We start from the raw sequence: 19,155 nt of genomic DNA, 5'->3' as shown, positions 1-19,155 counted from the left end.
CGCCAATCCCACTGCAAAAAACTTACGGACGCTCAACCGCCAGCGCCACGCCCATGCCGCCGCCGATACACAGCGAGGCCAGGCCCTTCTTCGCATCGCGCTTCTGCATTTCGTGCAGCAGCGTGACCAGGATGCGGCAGCCCGACGCGCCGATCGGGTGACCGATCGCAATCGCACCACCATTGACGTTGACCTTGGACGTATCCCAGCCCATCTGCTGATGCACGGCCAGCGCCTGAGCGGCAAACGCCTCGTTGATCTCCATCAGGTCCAGATCGCCCACGGACCAGCCGGCACGCGACAGGCAACGTTTCGATGCCGGTACCGGCCCCATGCCCATGACCTTCGGGTCCAGGCCGGCGCTCGCGTATGCACGGATCGTAGCCAGCGGCGTCAGACCCAGTTCCTTGGCCTTGGCAGCCGACATCACCACGACAGCGGCGGCACCATCGTTCAAGCCCGAGGCGTTGGCCGCAGTCACCGTGCCGGCCTTGTCAAAAGCAGGCTTCAGCCCGGCCATCGATTCGAGCGTGGCGCCATGGCGAACGAACTCATCCTGTGCGAAGGCAATCGGATCGCCCTTGCGCTGCGGGATCAGGATCGGAACGATTTCATCATTGAAGCGGCCCGACTTTTGCGCGGCTTCCGCCTTGTTCTGCGAAGCCACGGCAAACTCGTCCTGCGCTTCACGCGTGATGCCGTATTCCTTCGCGACGTTCTCGGCCGTGATGCCCATGTGGTACTGGTTGTAGACGTCCCACAGCCCATCCACAATCATCGAATCGATCAGCTTGGCATCCCCCATGCGGAAACCATCGCGCGAGCCCGGCAGCACGTGCGGCGCGGCGGACATGTTTTCCTGGCCGCCGGCCACGACGATCTCGGCATCGCCCGCCATGATGGCGTTGGCGGCCAGCATCACGGCTTTCAGGCCCGAGCCGCACACCTTGTTGATGGTCAGGCCGGGCACCATGTTCGGCAGCCCCGCCTTGATGACAGCCTGGCGCGCCGGGTTCTGGCCCGAGCCGGCAGTCAGCACCTGGCCCATGATGACTTCGCTCACTTGGTCCGGCGCCACCTTGGCGCGCGCCAGAGCTTCGCGGATCACGGTTGCGCCAAGCTCAGGCGCAGCGATCTTCGCCAGCGAGCCACCAAACTTGCCCACGGCGGTGCGTACCGCCGATACGATCACAACATCGGTCATTTGCTTACCTTCCACTGTCGAAAGAGAGGGTCGTTGGACACCGTCAGCGGCCGAAGCCGCGACGGCAACGGGGATTCATGCGCGCGATCTTACGCTTTCTGTTTGACGTAGCGGCCAGGCGCCGGCTCGATGGCCGGGTAGTCCGCATTGCCGTAGCTCTTGGGTGCAGCCTTCTGCGCGCCTGCGTGCGATGCCAGCCAGGTAGACCAATCCGGCCACCAGCTGCCCGGATGCTCCTTGGCACCCTCGAACCACGCATCAGCCGTATCGGGCAGCTTGGCATTGATCCAGTGCGAACGCTTATTGGCCGCGGGCGGGTTGATCACGCCTGCGATATGTCCCGAGGCACCGAGCACGAAACGCCGCTTGCCCTTGAGCAGCGGCACCGAGCCATAAGCGGACTTCCACGGGACGATGTGGTCTTCACGCGAGCCGTAGATGTAGACCGGCACGTCGATCTTGCCCAGATCCACCGGGGTCCCGTTCACCTTCAGCTTGCCCGGCGTTTTGAGGTCGTTCTGCAGATACGTATGGCGCAGGTACCAGCAGTACCACGGGCCTGGAAGATTGGTCGAGTCGCCATTCCAATACAGCAGGTCGAACGGGGCGGGCGTCTTGCCCTTCAAATAATTCTCGACAACGTAGTTCCAGACCAGGTCGTTCGGTCGAAGGAACGAGAACGTATTTGCCAGCTCCACGCCACGCAGCAACCCCGGGCCGGTCGGCGCATTGCTGCCGATGGTCTTCTCCCGCATTTCCACCTGAGCCTGGTCGACGAACACGTCGAGAATGCCGGTGTCCGTAAAGTCGAGCAGCGTGGTCAGCAGCGTCAGGCTTGCGGCCGGATGCTCGCCGCGCTCCGCCAGTACCGCCAAGGCAGTGGAAAGGATCGTTCCGCCCACGCAGAAGCCCAGCACGTTGATCTGGTCCTGCGCAGAAATCTCGCGTGCGACACGAATGGCCTCGATCGCGCCGCCTTCGATGTAGTCGTCCCACGTGCGGGAGGCCATGCTCGCGTCCGGATTGCGCCAGGACACCAGAAACACGGTATTGCCCTGCTCCACCGCATAGCGCACGAGGGAATTGGCCGGCTGGAGATCCAGGATGTAGAACTTGTTGATGCACGGCGGCACCAGCAGCAGCGGGCGCGCATGCACCTTGGCCGTCAGCGGCTTGTACTGGATGAGCTGGAAATAGTCGTTCTCGAAGACGACGGCGCCTTCGCTGTTGGCGACATTGCGGCCGATCTCGAATGCCGTCTCGTCCGTCTGCGAGATCTTGCCGCGCTCCATGTCCTGCAGCATGTTCAGGATGCCGGTGCGCAGGGATTCGCCACGCGATTCAATCAGATGCTTCTGTGCCTCTGGGTTGGTCGCAAGGAAGTTGGACGGCGACATGGCGGCCGTCCATTGCGACACGGCAAAACGCACGCGCTCGCGGGTCTTGGCGTCCGCTTGCACGGCGTCTGCCATTTCCATCAGCGTGCGGGCGTTGAGCACGTAGAACGCAGCGGCGTAGCCGTAGAGCGGGCTCTTGCGCCAGGCGTCGTTCGAGAAACGGCGATCAGACGGCGCCACGGCCTCGGCGCTTTCGCCGGTGCTCATGTGGCGCCAGATCTGGAGCCACTCTTCGAGATATTTCTGTTGGATTTCGGCCAGGCGCTCGTGCGGGATCAGCGCGAAAGGAGCCGCGCCTTCGCCCATCGCTGCGCCGTTGAACTGGCCAAGACCAGGCGCCGCCGCACCGGGTTGTGCAAAGGTGCCCGCAAAGGCTTGCCATTGCTTGAACTGCTCTGCCCACTGCGTAGGGTCCGACAAGCCCTGCCAGGGAGCTTGAGTGTGGGCGCTAGATGCTTTGGATGATGTCGATTGACGCGATGCCATAGTGCCCTCGATCCGACGATATGCGCCGCTCCGGTTGGAACGGCGGCGCAACTCGTAGTATTGCGGGGCATTGTTGCCTTGCCGTTTCAAGGCTGTCAATCGGAGTTAGTTAATGATCGGCCGGAAACGTAGAGCCAGCGCGGGTTTTGCCACATTCACCGAAAACGGCTCCGACCAAATGGTTAAGCGCAGAACCGGGGCTATGGTCCAATTTGCGCAATTTCGTGCGAGACTGCCGCATTGCGCCAATGCCGGGCACCGCTTTTTCTCATGTATATCGTCGCCATCGCCTGGCTCTACGTCGTACTGATGATGTCCTTGACTGAGCAATCTTGGATTGCCGGCATCGGCACATTTGTCTTCTACGGCGTGGCCCCGTTATCGCTCTTCCTCTGGATTGTCGGCACGCCGGCACGCAGGCGCCGCCGCAAGGCTCAGGAAGCCGCGCAGGACCGGGCGGACACCGCCCCCACACTGAGCAGCGATGGAGGCGATGGCGCCGTCTGAACGCTCACTCTGCGCGCCAGATCAGCGTGGCCATGCGGCCCGTGGTGCGCTCCCGGCGGTACGAATAGAAGCTCTCGGCGTCTGTCATCGTGCACAGGCCGCCGCCGTACACGTCAGTACAGCCGACGCGTGCCAGCCGCAGCCGGGCCAGCGCATACAGATCAGCGAAGAACTTGTCGGCGGGTGCGCCTTCCACGAAGGCCGCCTGGGTGGCCGGTAATTCGCCGGGCTGGGACGCCTCGATAAAGGCCTGGCGCACCTCGGCACCCACTTCAAAGCATGTCGGCCCGATGGCCGGCCCCAGCCATGCCAACCACGTTGGATCGGCTTCCTGGCCGCTGGCGCGCAATCGTTGCGTCATCGCATCCAGCGTGCGCTCGATCACGCCGCCGCATAGTCCACGCCAGCCCGCATGCGCAGCACCCACCGTGACGCCGCGAGCGTCACTCAGCAAGACAGGCAGGCAATCTGCCGTCATGACCACGCAGACCCGATCCCGCCAGGATGCCACCGCAGCATCGGCCACTACAGGCGCCGACTTACCGACAAATTGATCAAGATCAGCGACACCGGTGCCATGCACCTGTTCCATCCACGTCGGCTCAGCCGGCAGCGCTGCACGCAGGATGCGGCGGTTCTGTTCAACGGCTTCCGGCGCATCACCGACGTGCTGACCAAGGTTCAGCCCACCGGGCAAACCACCGGCCAATCCGTAAGGCCCCGTGCTGACACCACCCAGGCGAGTCGTGGCAAGCGCTTTGACACGCGGATGCGCGGGCCAGTCGGGAACGATCCAGTCAGTTGATGTCGGCATCGGGATCCAGGTCGAGGGCTTCCAGCAGAGCGGCGAAATCGTCGGGTACACCTGCCTCCCAATGCACCGATTTGCCCGAGGCGGGATGCACGAGCCCCAGGCGCACCGCGTGCAGCGCCTGCCGCGTAAAGGGCACCGGCAGCGGCGCCTTGATCGTCTGTGGCTGGCCACGACGGAAATTGCGCGTGTACACCGGATCACCAAGCAGCGGATGCCCCTCCGATTCAAAATGCACACGGATCTGGTGTGTACGGCCAGTCTCGAGCTGACAACGCACCAGCGATACCTGCGCTCGGCCGAGGCCTACCACGTCCAGCGTCTTGAAATGCGTGCGCGCCGGCTTGCCGCTGGCCGTCTCGATGATGGCCATGCGCGTGCGGTCACGCGGGTCACGGCCGATCGGGGCGTCAATGGTGGCCTCTTCCGGCGTTTCGCCCCACACGAGCGCGAGATAAGTACGCTTGACGGTACGTGCCTGCAGTTGGCGCACGAGATCGGTTTGCGCTGGCAGCGTACGGGCGACCACCATCAGGCCGGACGTGTCCTTGTCGAGGCGGTGGACGATGCCGGCACGCGGCAACTCCGCGGCGTCGGGATAGCGGTGCAACAGGCCGTTGAGCACCGTGCCGCTCCAGTTGCCAGCAGCGGGATGCACCACCAGCCCGGCCGGCTTGTTGATGACGAGCAGCGTGTCGTCTTCGTACACCACATCCAGATCGATAGGCTCGGCAACGAAGGCGTTTTCGTCGGCCGCGCGTTGCGGGACGACTTCGATGCGGTCACCGCCGGAGATGGCCGCGCGCGGGCGCACCACCTCACCACGCAGGCGCACCGCGCCGGCATCAATCCATTGCTGGAGACGGCTGCGCGAATAGTCGGGCAGCAGCTTGGCAAGCGCCTTGTCCAGGCGTTCGCCGTGCATGGCTTCAGGGATCTCCACGATGATCGGCTCGGCGGCCTGGGCCGCACCGGCCGTAGGCAAATCGAGCGCCTCATCATCGAGGGTGTCTTCCGTCTCCTGCACAGTGAGGGAAACGTCAGCTGCTGCGTCGTCTGACACAGGGCTTGGGCTATAATGCTTGATGCGATTTTTCATTCAGAAAAGGTGCCCATGTCGGTCACGAGCGTAAAGCAGGCGCGTATTGGTAATCGAATCGGCAGCCGAATCGGCAGTCGGATCCGCGCACAAATTGGAGCAGTGTTGGTGGCAGGCGTTGCATGCTTGGCTATCTCGGCCTGCGGCATCCTGCCGGAACAGCAAGACGAAACTGCCGGCTGGTCAGCCAACAAATTATATTCGGAAGCGAAGGACTCGCTCGACGGCGGCGACTACGCCAAGGCGGTCAAGTACTACGAAAAGCTCGAAAGCCGCTATCCATTCGGCCCGTACGCCCAACAAGCCCAGATCGAAACCGCCTACGCCAACTACAAGGATGGCGAGACGGCTGCCGCGCTGGCCGCGGTGGATCGCTTCATCCAGTTGCACCCAAATCATCCCAGCGTCGATTACGCCTATTACCTCAAGGGCCTGATCAACTTCAACGACAACCTGGGCTGGCTCGGCCGCTTCTCGAACCAGGACTTGAGCGAGCGCGACCCGAAGGCCGCGCGCGCTGCCTATGACGCGTTCAAGACGCTGATCACGCGTTTCCCGAACAGCAAGTACACGCCGGACGCCACGCAACGCATGCAGTACATCGTGAACGCGATGGCCGAGCATGAAGTGGGCGCCGCGCGCTACTACTATCGCCGTGGGGCGTACCTCGCGGCCGTGAACCGCGCGCAAGACGCCATCAAGGATTACGACCGCGCCCCCGCTGTGGAAGAAGCGCTGTACATCATGATGAAGTCGTACGAGGCGCTGGGCATGAAAGACATGCGCGACGACACCGAACGCATCATCAAACAGAACTACCCGAAGAGCGACTTCCTCGCCTACGGCCAGCGCAAGAAAGACAAGCCCTGGTACCAGTGGTGGTAAACAAGGCTTGAATAGCACAGCAAAAAGCCCGGTCGATTGGCCGGGCTTTTTGTTTGTGCTCGCGAATCAGTCTTCAGTGTTACCGGCAGGCAGATCCTCCGAACTCTCCGGCCGCAGCGAACGCAGGAATTCGGCAGCCGTCTCCGCCTCGCGCGTACGCTTGAACGGCGGCAGGCTCTGCCAGATCTGGCGGCCGTAGTTCTTCTCAACAAGCCGCGGATCGCAGATCATCAGCACGCCGCGATCGGTCTCGGAGCGAATCAACCGCCCTGCACCCTGCTTGAGCGTGATCACCGCGTGCGGCAATTGGTGGACGGCAAACGGGCTCAACCCTTTTTTCTCCAGCGCTTCCATGCGGGCGCTCAGCACCGGATCGTCGGGCGGGGCAAACGGCAATTTATCGATGACGACCAGCGATAGGGCCTCCCCGCGTACGTCCACGCCCTCCCAGAAGCTTTGGCTGCCGATCAGCACGGCGTTGCCGAGCGCGCGGAAACGGTCCAGCAATTCCGTACGGCTGGCCTGGCCCTGCACGAGCAGCGGGAAATCCCAGCCGCGTTGAGCGAACTCATCTGACAACCGCTCGGCGGCGCGATTCACTGCGCGCAGCGTCGTGCATAGCAGGAACGTCTTGCCGCCCGCCGCCTCGATGAGGGGCAAGGTGGCGTCGAGCACCGCATCGGTAAAGCGCGGATCGCTCGGCTGCGGCAGATCGCGCGGCACATACAGCAAGCCTTGTGCTGCGTAATCGAACGGGCTGTCGAGCGTCATGGAGCGATCACGATCCAGGCCCAATTGCGCAGCGTAATGCGTGAAGTTGCCGCGCACCGAAAGCGTGGCCGAGGTGAAGACCCACGCGCGCGGCTGACCGGCACGCTGGCGCGAAAAGATTGGCGCGATCGACAGCGGCGTCAGGTGCAATTGCACGGAATTGGCAAACACCTCGACCCAGCGCACACGCTCGTCAACGGGGGCCGCACTCTCACTGTCCGCGCCCGCAGCCTCCCCTTCTTTCTTGGGCGCCTTAGGCGGTTTGGGATCGGCCCACGCTTCAAGCTTTTCACACAGCGCAACTGCACGGCGATGGCATTGCTCAATGGTCTCGGCGCGTTCGGCCTGGGCTTCCAGCGCGCCGGTAAAGTCGGAAAGCGCCTGCTCCAGCTTGGGCAGCACCTCGTAGAACGGCTTGGCGAGCGCTGCATCATTGTCGATCTGTTTGATCGACAGGCGTGAACCGTCCTGACGGAAAACCAAGCGCAGATCACGCGCGGCACGCTCAAGCGGCGCAGCAATCGCGACCCAATCCACCGCATCGCGTGCGTGCGAAAGGCCTTCGGCCACGCTGTCGCGCGCAAGCTCGAGAATCTGGTTCGTAGAGATCGTCTCGCCAAAGAACAACGTGGCGGTTTCGGGCAGCTGATGGGCTTCGTCGAAGATGATCGTGTTGGCGGCGGGCAGCAGTTCAGCCATGCCGGTGTCCTTCAACATCACGTCCGCGAAGAACAGGTGATGGTTGACCACCACCACGTCAGCCTGCTGCGCCTCCTTGCGGGCGCGCATGACGAAGCAGTCTTTGTAATACGCGCAGTCCGAACCCAGGCAATTGTCGCGCGTGGACGTGACGAGATTCCACACCGGTGCGTTCTCGGGCACGCTCGCAAGTTCAGCTTTGTCGCCCGTTTTCGTGGTCTTCAGGAACAGATTGATCTGGCGCAGCCACGCGGCGTCCTGGCGCGAAGAAAGGCGCCCGTTCTGCGACGTGCGCTCTACGTGGTAATGGCAAACGTAGTTGGCGCGCCCTTTGAGCAGCGCCACCGACACCGGCGCATTCAGCGCCTTGCGCACGGTCGGGATGTCGCGCAGGAAAAGCTGGTCCTGCAGGTTTTTCGTCCCGGTCGACAGGATCACCTTGCCGCCCCAGAGCATCGCCGGGACCAGGTAAGCGTAGGTTTTACCGGTGCCCGTGCCAGCCTCGACGATGATCGAATCGGCGGCCTCGATGGCGTTGGCCACGGCCTGCGCCATCGTTAGTTGGGCACTGCGGGGCCGATAGCCATCGATACCCTTGGCCAGCGTGCCTTCGTCGGCGAACAGCGTCGCCAGCTCGGCATGATGGGCATCGGCAGGGACAGAGGCAGCGGGAGCCGAAGCGTCGCTGGTATCGGCGTCGGAATCAGCCGACGGCTCGGCCAGCGGGGAAAGCGAAGTCAACGCGGAATCCGTGGGGTCAAATGACGGAGGCCGCACGTGATTGCGGCCTCTCGGGATGAGAGTCGAACCCGCTTTGGGCAGGCGTTAAGCCGGCACGTCCGGCTCAACCTGCAACTGTAGCAGGGTGATGGTGTCCTTGAGTTTCAGACGGCGCTTCTTGAGGCGGCGCAACTGCAATTCGTCGTGACCGACGGTCGCTGCCAGCCGGTCGATCAGGAAATCGAGATCGCGGTGCTCGATCTGCAATTCAATGATGCGACGCGAGATCGTATTCAGATCGCTGTCCATCGCTCTCCTCCGGAAACCCGGCCTTGGCTGAAGTTTAGAACCCCAGCGGACTGGTGTTGTTCTGGTTTTGCTCTTTGCGGTGCTTGCTTTGTTCGCGGCGCTCTTCCAGTTCCTTCTGGCGCTTGGCCGCGTCTTGCTGCTTTTCCTGGAATTGCTTGACGTTTTCCGCACGCTTGGCGGCATTGGCGGCGCCCTGCTCCTGCGCCGCCTTCAGCTTGGCGTCGTAATCGGCTTGCTTCTTGGCCGCCGCCTGCGCATTGGCGGCGCGCTGCGGCGCTTCGGCCTGGCGCTGCGCTTCATTCAGACGCTGCTGCTCCTGCTTGTTCGCGAAATCGGTGCGATTCTTCTGCTCGGCGGCTTCGCGTTGGGGGCGCTCGGCGTTGTACTGAGCCTCGCGGATGGCACGCTCCTGGTCGCGGCGGGCAGCGCGGTCGGCACGCTCGGCTTCGTCCAGTGCAAGCTCGCGTTCGCGGATGGTGTGGAGCTCCGTGCGACGCACATCCTTGGCCTTGTCGATGCAGCGCGTGACGAGGAATTTGTCGTAGCAAGCGCGCTCGGCCTGGGCGTAGCGGTATTCCGCCCAGGCTTTGGCGCTGGTAATGCGATCGTGCTCGGTGCCGAAATCGGGCTGCGTGGCGGGCACCGCCGCGGCTGGCGCGGAGGCCGGCGAAGACTGGCTCCATGCGGGCGCGGCAAGCAGCGCAACACTGAGCATGGACGCCGGCAGAACCAGACGGGAGGCGCGGCGCGCAGCTGCGCGGCGACGGGCAGAAAACAGGAGCGTAGGCATAACGCGCATTTTATCACCGCGCCTGTGCGGCAAACGCCGCGCGGCCACGGATTTCAGCTCAGGAACAGGGTTCGCGTTGTGGCAAAATGCGCGGCTTTCCATCGCACTCTCTGGAAGCAATGACTGATTCCGTGTTGCAGAAGATCGTCTCCCGCATCGCCATTGAACTGGCGGTCCGGCCGCAGCAGGTTGCCGCCGCCGTGCAACTGTTGGACGAAGGCGCCACCGTGCCCTTCATTGCACGTTACCGAAAGGAAGTGACGGACAACCTGGACGACACGCAACTGCGCAACCTGGAAGAGCGCCTGCTGTACCTGCGCGAACTGGAAGACCGCCGCGCGGCCATCCTGGCTTCCATTGAAGAGCAAGGCAAGCTGACCGATGCCCTGCGCACCGCCATCGAGGCGGCCGAAACCAAGCAGGTGCTGGAAGATCTCTACCTGCCCTACAAGCCCAAGCGCCGCACGCGCGCCCAGATCGCCCGCGAATGCGGCCTGGAGCCGCTGGCCCAGGCCCTGCTGGCCGACCCGACGCTCGATCCTCAAACGGAAGCCGCCAAGTTCGTCAACGGCAACCCGACTGCCGATGGTGGCGTGCCGGACGTGAAGGCAGCGCTGGACGGCGCGCGCGACATCCTCTCCGAGCAATTTGGCGAGACGGCGGAGCTGCTTGGCAAGGTGCGCGACCACCTTTGGAATCAGGGGCAGGTCTCGTCGACCGTGGTGGAAGGCAAGGAAACCGCCGAAGAAGAAAAATTCCGCGATTACTACGCATACAGCGAGCCGATCCGGAACGTGCCGTCGCACCGCGCGCTGGCACTGTTCCGCGGCCGCAACGCGGGCGTGCTGTTTGTGAAGCTCGGTTTGGGCGAAGAACAGGACGCGCTGAACCCGCACCCGTGCGAAATCATGATCGCGCGCCACGTCGGCATCGAAAACAAGGGCCGCGCGGCTGACAAGTGGCTGTCGGATGTATGCCGCTGGTGCTGGCGCGTAAAGGTCCAGCCGCATATCGAAACCGAGTTGCTCACGCAGCTGCGCGAATCCGCCGAGGCCGAAGCCATCAAGATCTTCGGTCGCAATCTGCACGACCTGCTGCTGGCGGCGCCGGCTGGCCCCAAGGCGGTGATGGGTATCGACCCAGGCATCCGCACGGGCTGCAAGATCGCCGTGGTCGACCACACCGGCAAGCTGCTGGAAACGGCCACGATCTACCCGCACGAGCCGCGTCGAGACTGGAACGGCTCGCTGGCCACGCTCGCGCGGCTGGCGAAACAACACGGCGTGGCACTGGTTTCCATCGGCAACGGCACAGCCAGCCGCGAGACAGACAAGCTGGTGCAAGACCTGATGCGTAACGCGCCGGAACTGAAGCTGACCAAGATCGTGGTGAGCGAGGCCGGCGCGTCGGTGTATTCGGCGTCGGAGCTGGCGGCCAAGGAATTCCCGGAGCTGGACGTGTCGCTGCGTGGCGCGGTTTCGATCGCACGACGCCTGCAAGACCCGCTGGCCGAACTCGTGAAGATCGACCCGAAGTCGATCGGCGTTGGCCAGTATCAGCACGACGTCAACCAGCGCGAGCTGGCCCGCGCGCTGGACGCCATCGTCGAGGATTGCGTGAACGCAGTCGGCGTGGATGTGAACACGGCCTCTGCCCCGCTGCTGGCGCGTGTGTCGGGGCTGAATTCGATCCTCGCCAAGAACATCGTCGAGTACCGCGATGCCAACGGCGCGTTCGCCAACCGCGACGCGCTCAAGAAAGTGCCGCGCCTGGGCGACAAGACTTTCGAGCAGGCCGCCGGCTTCCTGCGCATCAATGACGGCGACAATCCGCTCGATCGCTCGTCGGTGCACCCGGAAGCGTATCCGGTGGTCAAGCGCATCCTGGACAGCATCAAAAAGGGCATCGGCGACGTGCTCGGCAACCGCGAGGCGCTGCGCGGCCTGACCGCTCGCGACTTCACCGACGAGAAGTTCGGCCTGCCGACCGTGGTCGACATTCTTTCTGAACTGGAAAAGCCCGGCCGCGACCCGCGCCCAGAGTTCAAGACGGCGACATTCCAGGACGGCGTGGAAGACATCAAGGACCTGCAGCCCGGCATGGTGCTCGAAGGCGTAGTGACAAACGTGGCGGCGTTTGGCGCGTTCATCGACATCGGCGTGCATCAGGATGGTCTGGTACACGTGTCGGCGCTGTCGACTAAGTTCGTGCGCGACCCGCACGAGGTGGTCAAGCCCGGCCAGATCGTCAAGGTCAAGGTGATGGAAGTCGACGTGAAGCGCAACCGCATTGGCCTGACGATGCGCCTGTCGGATGAGCCGGGTCAGGCGGCCCCGCGCACCGGAGGCGGCGACCGGCCGAGCAGCGGCGGCAGTCGCCACGGCGGCCAGCAACGTCGCGCGCCGGAACCATCCGGCGCCATGGCGGAAGCGTTCGCCAAGCTCAAGCGTTAAAGCAGACCCTGTTTAGCGGAACCCGCCCGGTTTTCGGACTCGGCGGGTTTTTTCATGGCTGAGCGCGGTCGTTACAAGTCCTTACGCGCATGGATCTTTCCTAACACTCGCGCGTCGTCGCCTTGTCTCTTCGGCCCGTTATGGAGACACAGGCACACACCGCCTGGCACCCACGAGGAGAAACTCCATGAAGACGAGCCACACCCTGGTCGCTGCCCTGCTTGCTGTTGCCGGTACCGCCGCTTTCGCGCAGACCACGCCGCCGGCTCCTGTGTCGCCTGTTACCCAAGTCCAGCAAGACAATCAGAAGATCCATCAGGACAACCGTGACATCCGCCACGACAACCGCGACATCCGCCACGACCGTGCCGATATCGGCAACGACAAGGCCGCGCTGACTGACGAACGCGCTGAGCGCAATACCGCGCAACGCCGCGAAGATCGCGACCTGGCAAACGGCAACGTCAAGGGTGCCGAATACTGGAGCAAGCAACGCGCTCAAGATCAGCATCAGGTCAATGCCGATCGCCGTGATTTGCACCAGGACCGCAAGGACCTGCACGCCGACGTCAAGGATCGCAACCACGACGTACACGCGCGCAACCATGAAGTGCACAAACGCGACCGCGACGCCTCGAAGATCTAACCCGAACATCGCCTGACACCCAAACAAAACGGCCCGTGCGTTTCTCTCGCACGGGCCGTTTGTTATGCAGCGGTACAGTCGGTCAGATTTCGACCTTCGTACCCAACTCCACCACGCGGTTCGCGGGGATATGGAAAAAGTCGGACGGCTTGGCGCCGTTCTGATGCATCCACGCAAACAGACGCTCACGCCACATCGACATGCCCGGCAGCTTGGACGGCACCACAGATTCGCGCGCGATGAAGAACGACGTATCCATCAGCTCGCACCGCGTGCCGATCTGCGGCTGACCGAGTTCGAGCACGCGGTACACGTCCGGCGTTTCCTTAAAGCCGTACTCCGCCTTGACGATGTAGATGCCGCTACCCAGATCGCGCACGGACACGCGGTGCTTGTCGTCCACGTAGGGAATATCGCGCGTGACGAAGCTGATGAAGATCACGCGCTCGTGAAGCACGCGGTTGTGCTTGAGGTTATGCAGCAACGACACCGGCACGAATTCAGTATTGCCGGTGAGGAAAACGGCCGTGCCCTCGACACGATGCGGCGGATGCGCCAGCAACCCCGCCAGGAACGGCTCGAGCGGAATGCCATCCTCCAGGCTGCGAGCCCGCAAAAGCTTCTTGCCCTTGTACCAGGTCATCAGCAGGAAGAACACACCGGCGCCCAGCGTCAACGGGAACCAACCGCCATCGCGAATCTTCAAGAGGTTGGCCGAGAAGAACGCCATGTCGACCACCAGGAAACAGAGGCTCACGAGCGTCACCAGCGCTGGGTGCCAACGCCAGACCGAGCGCATCACCACTGCCGCAAGCACCGTGGTGATGACCATCGTTGTGGTCACGGCAATGCCGTAGGCGGCGGCCAGGTTGTCGGACTTCTTGAACGCCAGCACAACGCCCACCACCAGGATCAGCAGCATCCAGTTGACCATCGGCACATAGATCTGGCCGATCTCCGCTTCCGAGGTGTAGCGAATGCGCATGCGCGGCACAAAACCCAGCTGGATCGCCTGGCTCGTCAGCGAGAACGCGCCCGAAATCACAGCTTGCGAGGCAATGACGGTGGCGGCCGCAGCCAACACCACCATCGGGAGTTGCAGTGCTTCGGGCACCGAACGATAGAACGGATTTTCGATGGTGCTTGGGTCAGTCAGCAACATCGCGCCTTGGCCGAAGTAGTTCAGCAGCAGGCTGGGCGCCACGATAAAGAACCACGCCCAGCGGATCGGACGGGCGCCGAAGTGGCCCATGTCGGCGTACAGCGCCTCAGCGCCGGTCAGCACCAGGAACACCGAACCCAACACGATGAACGCCTGCAGCGCATGGTCGTGCAGGAACGAAATCGCATACATCGGGTTGACGGCCACCAGGATCTGCGGCGCCTTCACCAGATTCATCATGCCCAGCGCGGCCAGCGCGGCAAACCACAGCAGCATTACCGGACCAAATAACTTGCCGACCACCGACGTGCCGCTTCGCTGGATGAAGAACAGCACCGCCAGAATCACGAGCGTGATCGGCAAGACGAACGGCGTCAACGCGGGCGCGGCAATTTCAAGACCTTCCATGGCCGACAGGACCGAGATGGCCGGCGTGATCACCGCATCGCCATAGAACATGCAGGCACCAAAGACGCCCAGCATCATCAGCAGCGACATGCGCTTGGAATTGGTATTGGCCGTACGCAGCGACAGTGCCATCAGCGCAAGAATGCCGCCCTCGCCGTTGTTGTCGGCGCGCATGACGAACAGCACATACTTGAGCGACACCACGATCACCATCGCCCAGAACAGCATGGAGATGATGCCGAGCACAGCACCGCTGGAGAAAGGAATGCCGTGATCGGGGCTGAAGCACTCCTTGAGCGAATACAGGGGGCTGGTGCCGATGTCTCCGAACACCACACCCACGGCGCCGATCACCATAGCGCGCAGGTTCACGTTGGTCTGGGGCGACCCGGTTGCTGTGAGAGCTTGACTCATGAACTTGGAAATCGGCCGAATGGCTGGCCGCTCAAAAAATCGTGCATTGCACAATGAGGGCGGATTGTACTCCCCGCCTCCGCCACGCCAACCCCTCAGACGGGCATTCGTTGCCGCAGTGCATCACGATGCACAGCCATGCAAATAAAGCGTTCTGTAGGGCCGAAATAACGTTGCCCTGGCACACAAACTCCCGAATAAAGCACATTGTGCAGCGCGGGTCGGCCACCTCGGTTCAAGGGCAACACATTATGTAGGCTCTGCTACACATAGCCGAAAGTAGGACTGCAACCTACAGAACTTTGTAGGAAAATGCCTGACAAACGTTCATTGCAAATTTTTGTTGAGCAGCTGGCAATCAGCTGCCCGACGCTTCCAAAACGGGGACGGCCTTGCCCCAATCATCCATCCGCATCTTGGGGCGCTCCAAGCCTTCGCTGACCGCATTGATTGTGCTGCTGGTCGTGGCCGCCCTATTGTTTGCGATCCCGCGCATGATCCTGCCGTTGGCACAACCGGCTTTCATGCAGCGGCTCGACCCAACTGTGTGGGCCGATTACGCTGGGCCGTACGACCTGGCAGCCGCCGTGGTGGCCACCAGCGCGCTCATCCTCTTCCTGCTTCGCCGCTGAGCGCGGCCGCCTTCAACGCGCCAGTGCGCGGGCGCATTCCGCCACAAGCGCCGGCCCGCGATAGATCAACCCCGTATACAGCTGTACCAACTGCGCGCCAGCGTCGATCTTCTCGCGTGCATGCTCCCCGGCGAGGATGCCGCCCACGCCAATGATGGGCACCGCATCGCCCAGCAAACCATGCAATGCGCGAATCACCCGCGTCGAGGCTTCACGCACAGGCTGACCCGACAGTCCGCCCGCCTCTTCCGCATGTGCCAGACCGGCGACAGCCTCGCGGCTGATCGTCGTGTTGGTCGCAATCACGCCGTCCATCTTGTGGCGCAGCAGCGCGTCGGCAACGTTGGCAATCTGGTCGTCGTCCAGGTCTGGCGCAATCTTCAGTGCCACCGGCACGTAGCGCTTATGCTGGTCTGCAAGACGCTGTTGCGCATCGCGCAGCGTACCGAGCAGGCTATCCAGCTCGCTCGCGCCCTGGAGCTGACGCAGGTTCTTCGTGTTCGGCGATGAAATGTTCACCGTCACGTAGCTCGCGTGCGGATACACACGCTCAAGGCAATGCAGGTAATCGTCGACAGCACGCTCGATCGGCGTGTCTGCGTTCTTGCCGATGTTCAGGCCGAGCACGCCGCCCGCCTCACGCCATTTCGATGCCTTCACGTTATTGATGAATGCATCGACACCGCCATTGTTGAAACCCATGCGGTTGATGAGCGCATTGGCCGCCGGCAAGCGGAACATGCGGGGGCGCGGGTTGCCTGGCTGCGCGCGCGGAGTGACCGTGCCGACTTCAATAAAACCGAAGCCGAGCGCGCCGAGTGCATCGATATACGCACCGTCCTTGTCCAAGCCAGCCGCCAGCCCAACCGGGTTAGGAAACTTAACGCCCATCACCGTGCGCGGCTGCGGGGCTACGCGTGCACCGATGCAGCCTGAGAGCCCCATCGCGTGTGCCCGCTTGAGCTGGTTCAGCGTGAAGTGATGCGCGTCTTCGGGATCCATCGAAAACAGCAGCGGGCGGGCAAACGGGTACAGGGCGTTGAGCACGATCGGAATCAAGAGAAGAACGCGAAAGGCGGCATTGTAAACGGCCGGCACGCCGCAATGCACCGTGCGCGCCGCTTTCGAACGCGGCTAGGCACGAAGTGTCCAAAGGCCAGTCCGCGCCTGACTTCGCGGGCCCGTTACAGGGGCAATACGCACCATCAAAATGCATGCAGACGAGAAAAGTGTTGCATCGCCGCACAGATGTCGCTATAATTTTTTATTCGACGGACGCGGGGTGGAGCAGTCTGGCAGCTCGTCGGGCTCATAACCCGAAGGTCGCAGGTTCAAATCCTGCCCCCGCAACCAGCCAGAAAGTCGAATGCGTTTCTACGGACGCGGGGTGGAGCAGTCTGGCAGCTCGTCGGGCTCATAACCCGAAGGTCGCAGGTTCAAATCCTGCCCCCGCAACCAGCCAAAGTAGAACGGCTCGCTCCAAGACCTGAGCCGAATCATCAAGCCCGCACACAGCGGGCTTTTTGCTTTTCTACGTTTCCACGCACCGTTTTGCGGGCAACTCAGTCGATACTGCCGTCCCACCCCGCGCTGCGCGGGGCCGCCTCGCTGCGGTGATACACTGAGATATTCCACCCGCGACGATTCCCCATGAAATTCTGTTCCAACTGCGGCCAGTCAGTCGTCTCGCGCATTCCCGCCGGTGACAACCGACTGCGCGACGTTTGCGACCATTGCAATACGATTCACTATGTGAATCCGCGCAACGTGGTCGGCACCGTGCCCGTTTGGAACGATCAGATCCTCCTGTGCAAGCGCGCCATTGAACCGCGCTACGGCTTCTGGACCTTGCCCGCAGGATTCATGGAAATCGGGGAGACCACCGCCCAGGCCGCCAACCGCGAAACCCAGGAAGAAGCCGGCGCCAACGTCGAAATCGGCGAGCTGTATTCGGTACTCAACGTGCCGCATGTGCATCAAGTGCACATGTTCTACCTAGCCAAGCTGAACGATCTGGATTTCGCGCCGGGCGAAGAAAGCCTGGAAGTCGCGCTCTTCAATGAAGCCGACATCCCGTGGGATGACCTGGCCTTCCCGACCGTCATCCACACGCTGCGTTGCTTCTTCGCCGATCGCGCGGCTGGCAAGCTGGCCGACGGCAGCTTCCGCCTCCATACGCTCGACATCTACAAGCCGATGCGCTCGGCCGCGATCGACACGCCGGCCACGACGCTGTAACGCCTACCTCACGTTGTCTGCATCATGATCGCCTGGCTGGATCCGCACGATCCCTTTCCGCCGGTCGATCGCGCGCTCGGGCCGGAATCCGAAGCGCCGGGGCTACTGGCCGCCAGCGCGGAGCTATCGCCGCAGCGGCTGCTGATCGCGTATCGGCAAGGCATTTTTCCGTGGTATGCCCAGGGCCAGCCGGTGCTGTGGTGGAGCACAGACCCGCGCATGGTGCTTCGCCCCGAGGATTTTCGCGTCTCAACCACCTTTCGCAAGACGCTGCGCCGTGTGCTTGACGACCCGGCTTGGGAAATCCGCATCGACCACGCCTTCCGCGAAACGATGGTCGCGTGTGCCACCACAGCGCGCCCTGGGCAGCACGGCACGTGGATCACTGAAGACGTCATTCAGGCCTATACCGCCCTGCACCGCCGCGGCTACGCGCATAGCGTCGAGACGTGGCACGCCGGCCAACGCGTGGGTGGCTTGTATGGGGTGGCGCTCGGCCGCATGTTCTACGGCGAATCGATGTTTGCCCGTCGCACCGATGCCTCGAAAATCGCGCTCGCGGCGCTCTGCGCCTTCCTCGGCGGTCAGGGCGTCGCGATGATAGACTGCCAGCAGGAGACCGAGCATCTGGCGTCGCTGGGCGGAGCCCCGGTGCCGCGCGCGGCGTTTCTCGCACATGTGCGCGAAGCGGCCAACGCGCCGGCCATCGTGCCATGGCACTTCGACAAATCGGTGCTCCGCCGGTGGACCGTGCGCAATGAGCAAGCTTAAGGAACTCCCCCTCTCGGCATTGCAGTTCTATGCCACCGCGCCTTACGCATGCAGCTATCTCGATGGCCGCTTGGCGCGCTCGCAGGTCGCCACGCCGGCGCACCTGATCAATGCCGACGTCTATTCAAAGCTCGTGCGCGCCGGCTTCCGGCGTAGCGGCATCTTCACCTACCGCCCGCATTGCGACGACTGCCATGCATGCACGCCATGCCGCGTCGTCGTTGATCGTTATGCGCCATCGCGTGCGCAACGGCGTGCCGCCGAGCGGCATCAAGGGCTTGAGGCGCTGGTTGCACCGCTTACCTATGTCGAAGAGCACTATCAGCTCTATCTCCTGTACCAGTCCGTCCGTCACGCGGGCGGCGGCATGGACCACGACAGCCGCGATCAATACGAGCAGTTCCTGCTACAGAGCCGGGTGAATTCGCGTCTGGTGGAGTTTCGAGAGCCACCCGAATCGCCATCGGCGGGCAAGCTGCGCATGGTGAGCATGATCGACGTGCTGGAAGACGGGCTATCGTCGGTCTACACGTTCTACGACCCGATCGAACAGAAGGCGAGCTACGGAACCTACAACGTGCTGTGGCAGATCGCCCAGGCGCAGGCGCTGGACCTGCCCTACGTTTATCTCGGCTACTGGATAGAGCAGAGCCGGAAGATGGCCTATAAGGCGCTGTTCCAGCCGCTGGAACTGCTCGTCAATGGCGAGTGGCGGCAGTTTGAAGACGTAGCGCCACCAGCCACGGAATGACG

17 protein-coding genes and 2 tRNA genes are annotated in these 19,155 nt (G+C 62.9%); 10 read left to right on the top strand and 9 right to left on the bottom strand.

Annotated elements, in window-relative coordinates:
* Positions 1-22 precede the first annotated feature (22 nt).
* Both ACU8YE_RS06295 and phaC read right to left on the bottom strand, forming a co-directional pair.
* Positions 23-1,204: an acetyl-CoA C-acetyltransferase gene (locus tag ACU8YE_RS06295; RefSeq protein WP_232042917.1), complete on the bottom strand. Its 1,182-nt coding sequence runs from the start codon at positions 1,202-1,204 to the stop codon at positions 23-25.
* Positions 1,205-1,293: 89 nt separating this feature from the next.
* Complete coding sequence (phaC, locus tag ACU8YE_RS06290) at positions 1,294-3,087, bottom strand: class I poly(R)-hydroxyalkanoic acid synthase (RefSeq protein WP_433864467.1); 1,794 nt, start codon at positions 3,085-3,087, stop codon at positions 1,294-1,296.
* A gap of 270 nt (positions 3,088-3,357) precedes the next feature.
* Here phaC and ACU8YE_RS06285 point away from each other — a divergent pair, with 270 nt between their 5' ends.
* Positions 3,358-3,594, top strand: a complete 237-nt coding sequence (locus tag ACU8YE_RS06285; RefSeq protein WP_414560698.1) for a hypothetical protein — start codon at positions 3,358-3,360, stop codon at positions 3,592-3,594.
* A gap of 4 nt (positions 3,595-3,598) precedes the next feature.
* Here ACU8YE_RS06285 and pgeF read toward each other — a convergent pair whose 3' ends face one another.
* Both pgeF and ACU8YE_RS06275 read right to left on the bottom strand, forming a co-directional pair.
* Positions 3,599-4,408: a peptidoglycan editing factor PgeF gene (gene pgeF, locus ACU8YE_RS06280; RefSeq protein WP_446928338.1), complete on the bottom strand. Its 810-nt coding sequence runs from the start codon at positions 4,406-4,408 to the stop codon at positions 3,599-3,601.
* A complete protein-coding gene (locus ACU8YE_RS06275) occupies positions 4,392-5,504 on the bottom strand; it encodes an RluA family pseudouridine synthase (protein ID WP_260802389.1) in 1,113 nt (370 codons plus the stop codon). Before ACU8YE_RS06275 ends, pgeF begins: the two co-directional genes overlap by 17 nt.
* Positions 5,505-5,519: 15 nt before the next feature.
* On the opposite strand from ACU8YE_RS06275, the gene ACU8YE_RS06270 reads away from it, so the two are divergent.
* Complete coding sequence (locus ACU8YE_RS06270; protein WP_313903694.1) at positions 5,520-6,389, top strand: outer membrane protein assembly factor BamD; 870 nt, start codon at positions 5,520-5,522, stop codon at positions 6,387-6,389.
* Between the two features lie 66 nt (positions 6,390-6,455).
* Here the strand turns inward: ACU8YE_RS06270 and ACU8YE_RS06265 are convergent, their stop codons facing one another.
* From ACU8YE_RS06265 to ACU8YE_RS06255, 3 genes are all read right to left on the bottom strand, one after another.
* Positions 6,456-8,600 (bottom strand): helicase C-terminal domain-containing protein, encoded by a 2,145-nt coding sequence (locus tag ACU8YE_RS06265; protein WP_433864473.1) that lies wholly within the window; start codon positions 8,598-8,600, stop codon positions 6,456-6,458.
* An 84-nt stretch (positions 8,601-8,684) separates the two neighbouring features.
* Entirely contained in the window at positions 8,685-8,888 is a 204-nt protein-coding gene (locus tag ACU8YE_RS06260; protein WP_232042923.1) for a DUF465 domain-containing protein, read from the bottom strand.
* A 34-nt stretch (positions 8,889-8,922) separates the two neighbouring features.
* Positions 8,923-9,687, bottom strand: coding sequence for a hypothetical protein (locus ACU8YE_RS06255; protein WP_446928337.1), 765 nt, complete (start codon positions 9,685-9,687; stop codon positions 8,923-8,925).
* Positions 9,688-9,797: 110 nt separating this feature from the next.
* Here ACU8YE_RS06255 and ACU8YE_RS06250 point away from each other — a divergent pair, with 110 nt between their 5' ends.
* Both ACU8YE_RS06250 and ACU8YE_RS06245 read left to right on the top strand, forming a co-directional pair.
* Entirely contained in the window at positions 9,798-12,131 is a 2,334-nt protein-coding gene (locus ACU8YE_RS06250) for a Tex family protein (protein WP_260802387.1), read from the top strand.
* 187 nt (positions 12,132-12,318) lie between these two features.
* Positions 12,319-12,777 carry a hypothetical protein gene (locus ACU8YE_RS06245; protein ID WP_414560702.1) on the top strand — a complete coding sequence of 153 codons (459 nt, stop codon included), beginning with the start codon at positions 12,319-12,321 and terminating at the stop codon, positions 12,775-12,777.
* 82 nt (positions 12,778-12,859) lie between these two features.
* Here ACU8YE_RS06245 and ACU8YE_RS06240 read toward each other — a convergent pair whose 3' ends face one another.
* Positions 12,860-14,761 carry a potassium transporter Kup gene (locus ACU8YE_RS06240; protein WP_232042927.1) on the bottom strand — a complete coding sequence of 634 codons (1,902 nt, stop codon included), beginning with the start codon at positions 14,759-14,761 and terminating at the stop codon, positions 12,860-12,862.
* 392 nt (positions 14,762-15,153) lie between these two features.
* On the opposite strand from ACU8YE_RS06240, the gene ACU8YE_RS06235 reads away from it, so the two are divergent.
* Positions 15,154-15,393, top strand: a complete 240-nt coding sequence (locus ACU8YE_RS06235; RefSeq protein ID WP_232042928.1) for a hypothetical protein — start codon at positions 15,154-15,156, stop codon at positions 15,391-15,393.
* Positions 15,394-15,405: 12 nt separating this feature from the next.
* Here the strand turns inward: ACU8YE_RS06235 and ACU8YE_RS06230 are convergent, their stop codons facing one another.
* The gene (locus tag ACU8YE_RS06230; RefSeq protein WP_440476555.1) at positions 15,406-16,440 is read right to left on the bottom strand and encodes a quinone-dependent dihydroorotate dehydrogenase; all 1,035 of its coding nucleotides are present in this window, start codon (positions 16,438-16,440) and stop codon (positions 15,406-15,408) included.
* Between the two features lie 229 nt (positions 16,441-16,669).
* Here ACU8YE_RS06230 and ACU8YE_RS06225 point away from each other — a divergent pair.
* The 5 genes from ACU8YE_RS06225 to ACU8YE_RS06205 all read left to right on the top strand — a co-directional run bounded on the left by ACU8YE_RS06225 (position 16,670) and on the right by ACU8YE_RS06205 (position 19,153).
* Positions 16,670-16,746, top strand: a tRNA-Met gene (locus ACU8YE_RS06225).
* Between the two features lie 28 nt (positions 16,747-16,774).
* Positions 16,775-16,851, top strand: a tRNA-Met gene (locus ACU8YE_RS06220).
* A gap of 192 nt (positions 16,852-17,043) precedes the next feature.
* Positions 17,044-17,631, top strand: a complete 588-nt coding sequence (locus tag ACU8YE_RS06215; RefSeq protein ID WP_446928336.1) for an NUDIX hydrolase — start codon at positions 17,044-17,046, stop codon at positions 17,629-17,631.
* Positions 17,632-17,655: 24 nt separating this feature from the next.
* Complete coding sequence (aat, locus tag ACU8YE_RS06210) at positions 17,656-18,402, top strand: leucyl/phenylalanyl-tRNA--protein transferase (protein WP_316871193.1); 747 nt, start codon at positions 17,656-17,658, stop codon at positions 18,400-18,402.
* Positions 18,389-19,153: an arginyltransferase gene (locus ACU8YE_RS06205; RefSeq protein WP_232042931.1), complete on the top strand. Its 765-nt coding sequence runs from the start codon at positions 18,389-18,391 to the stop codon at positions 19,151-19,153. Before aat ends, ACU8YE_RS06205 begins: the two co-directional genes overlap by 14 nt.
* The last annotated feature ends 2 nt before the right edge of the window (positions 19,154-19,155 follow it).

Source organism: Ralstonia sp. VS2407, from assembly GCF_052950655.1.
This window is presented reverse-complemented; position numbering and strand designations above follow the sequence as displayed.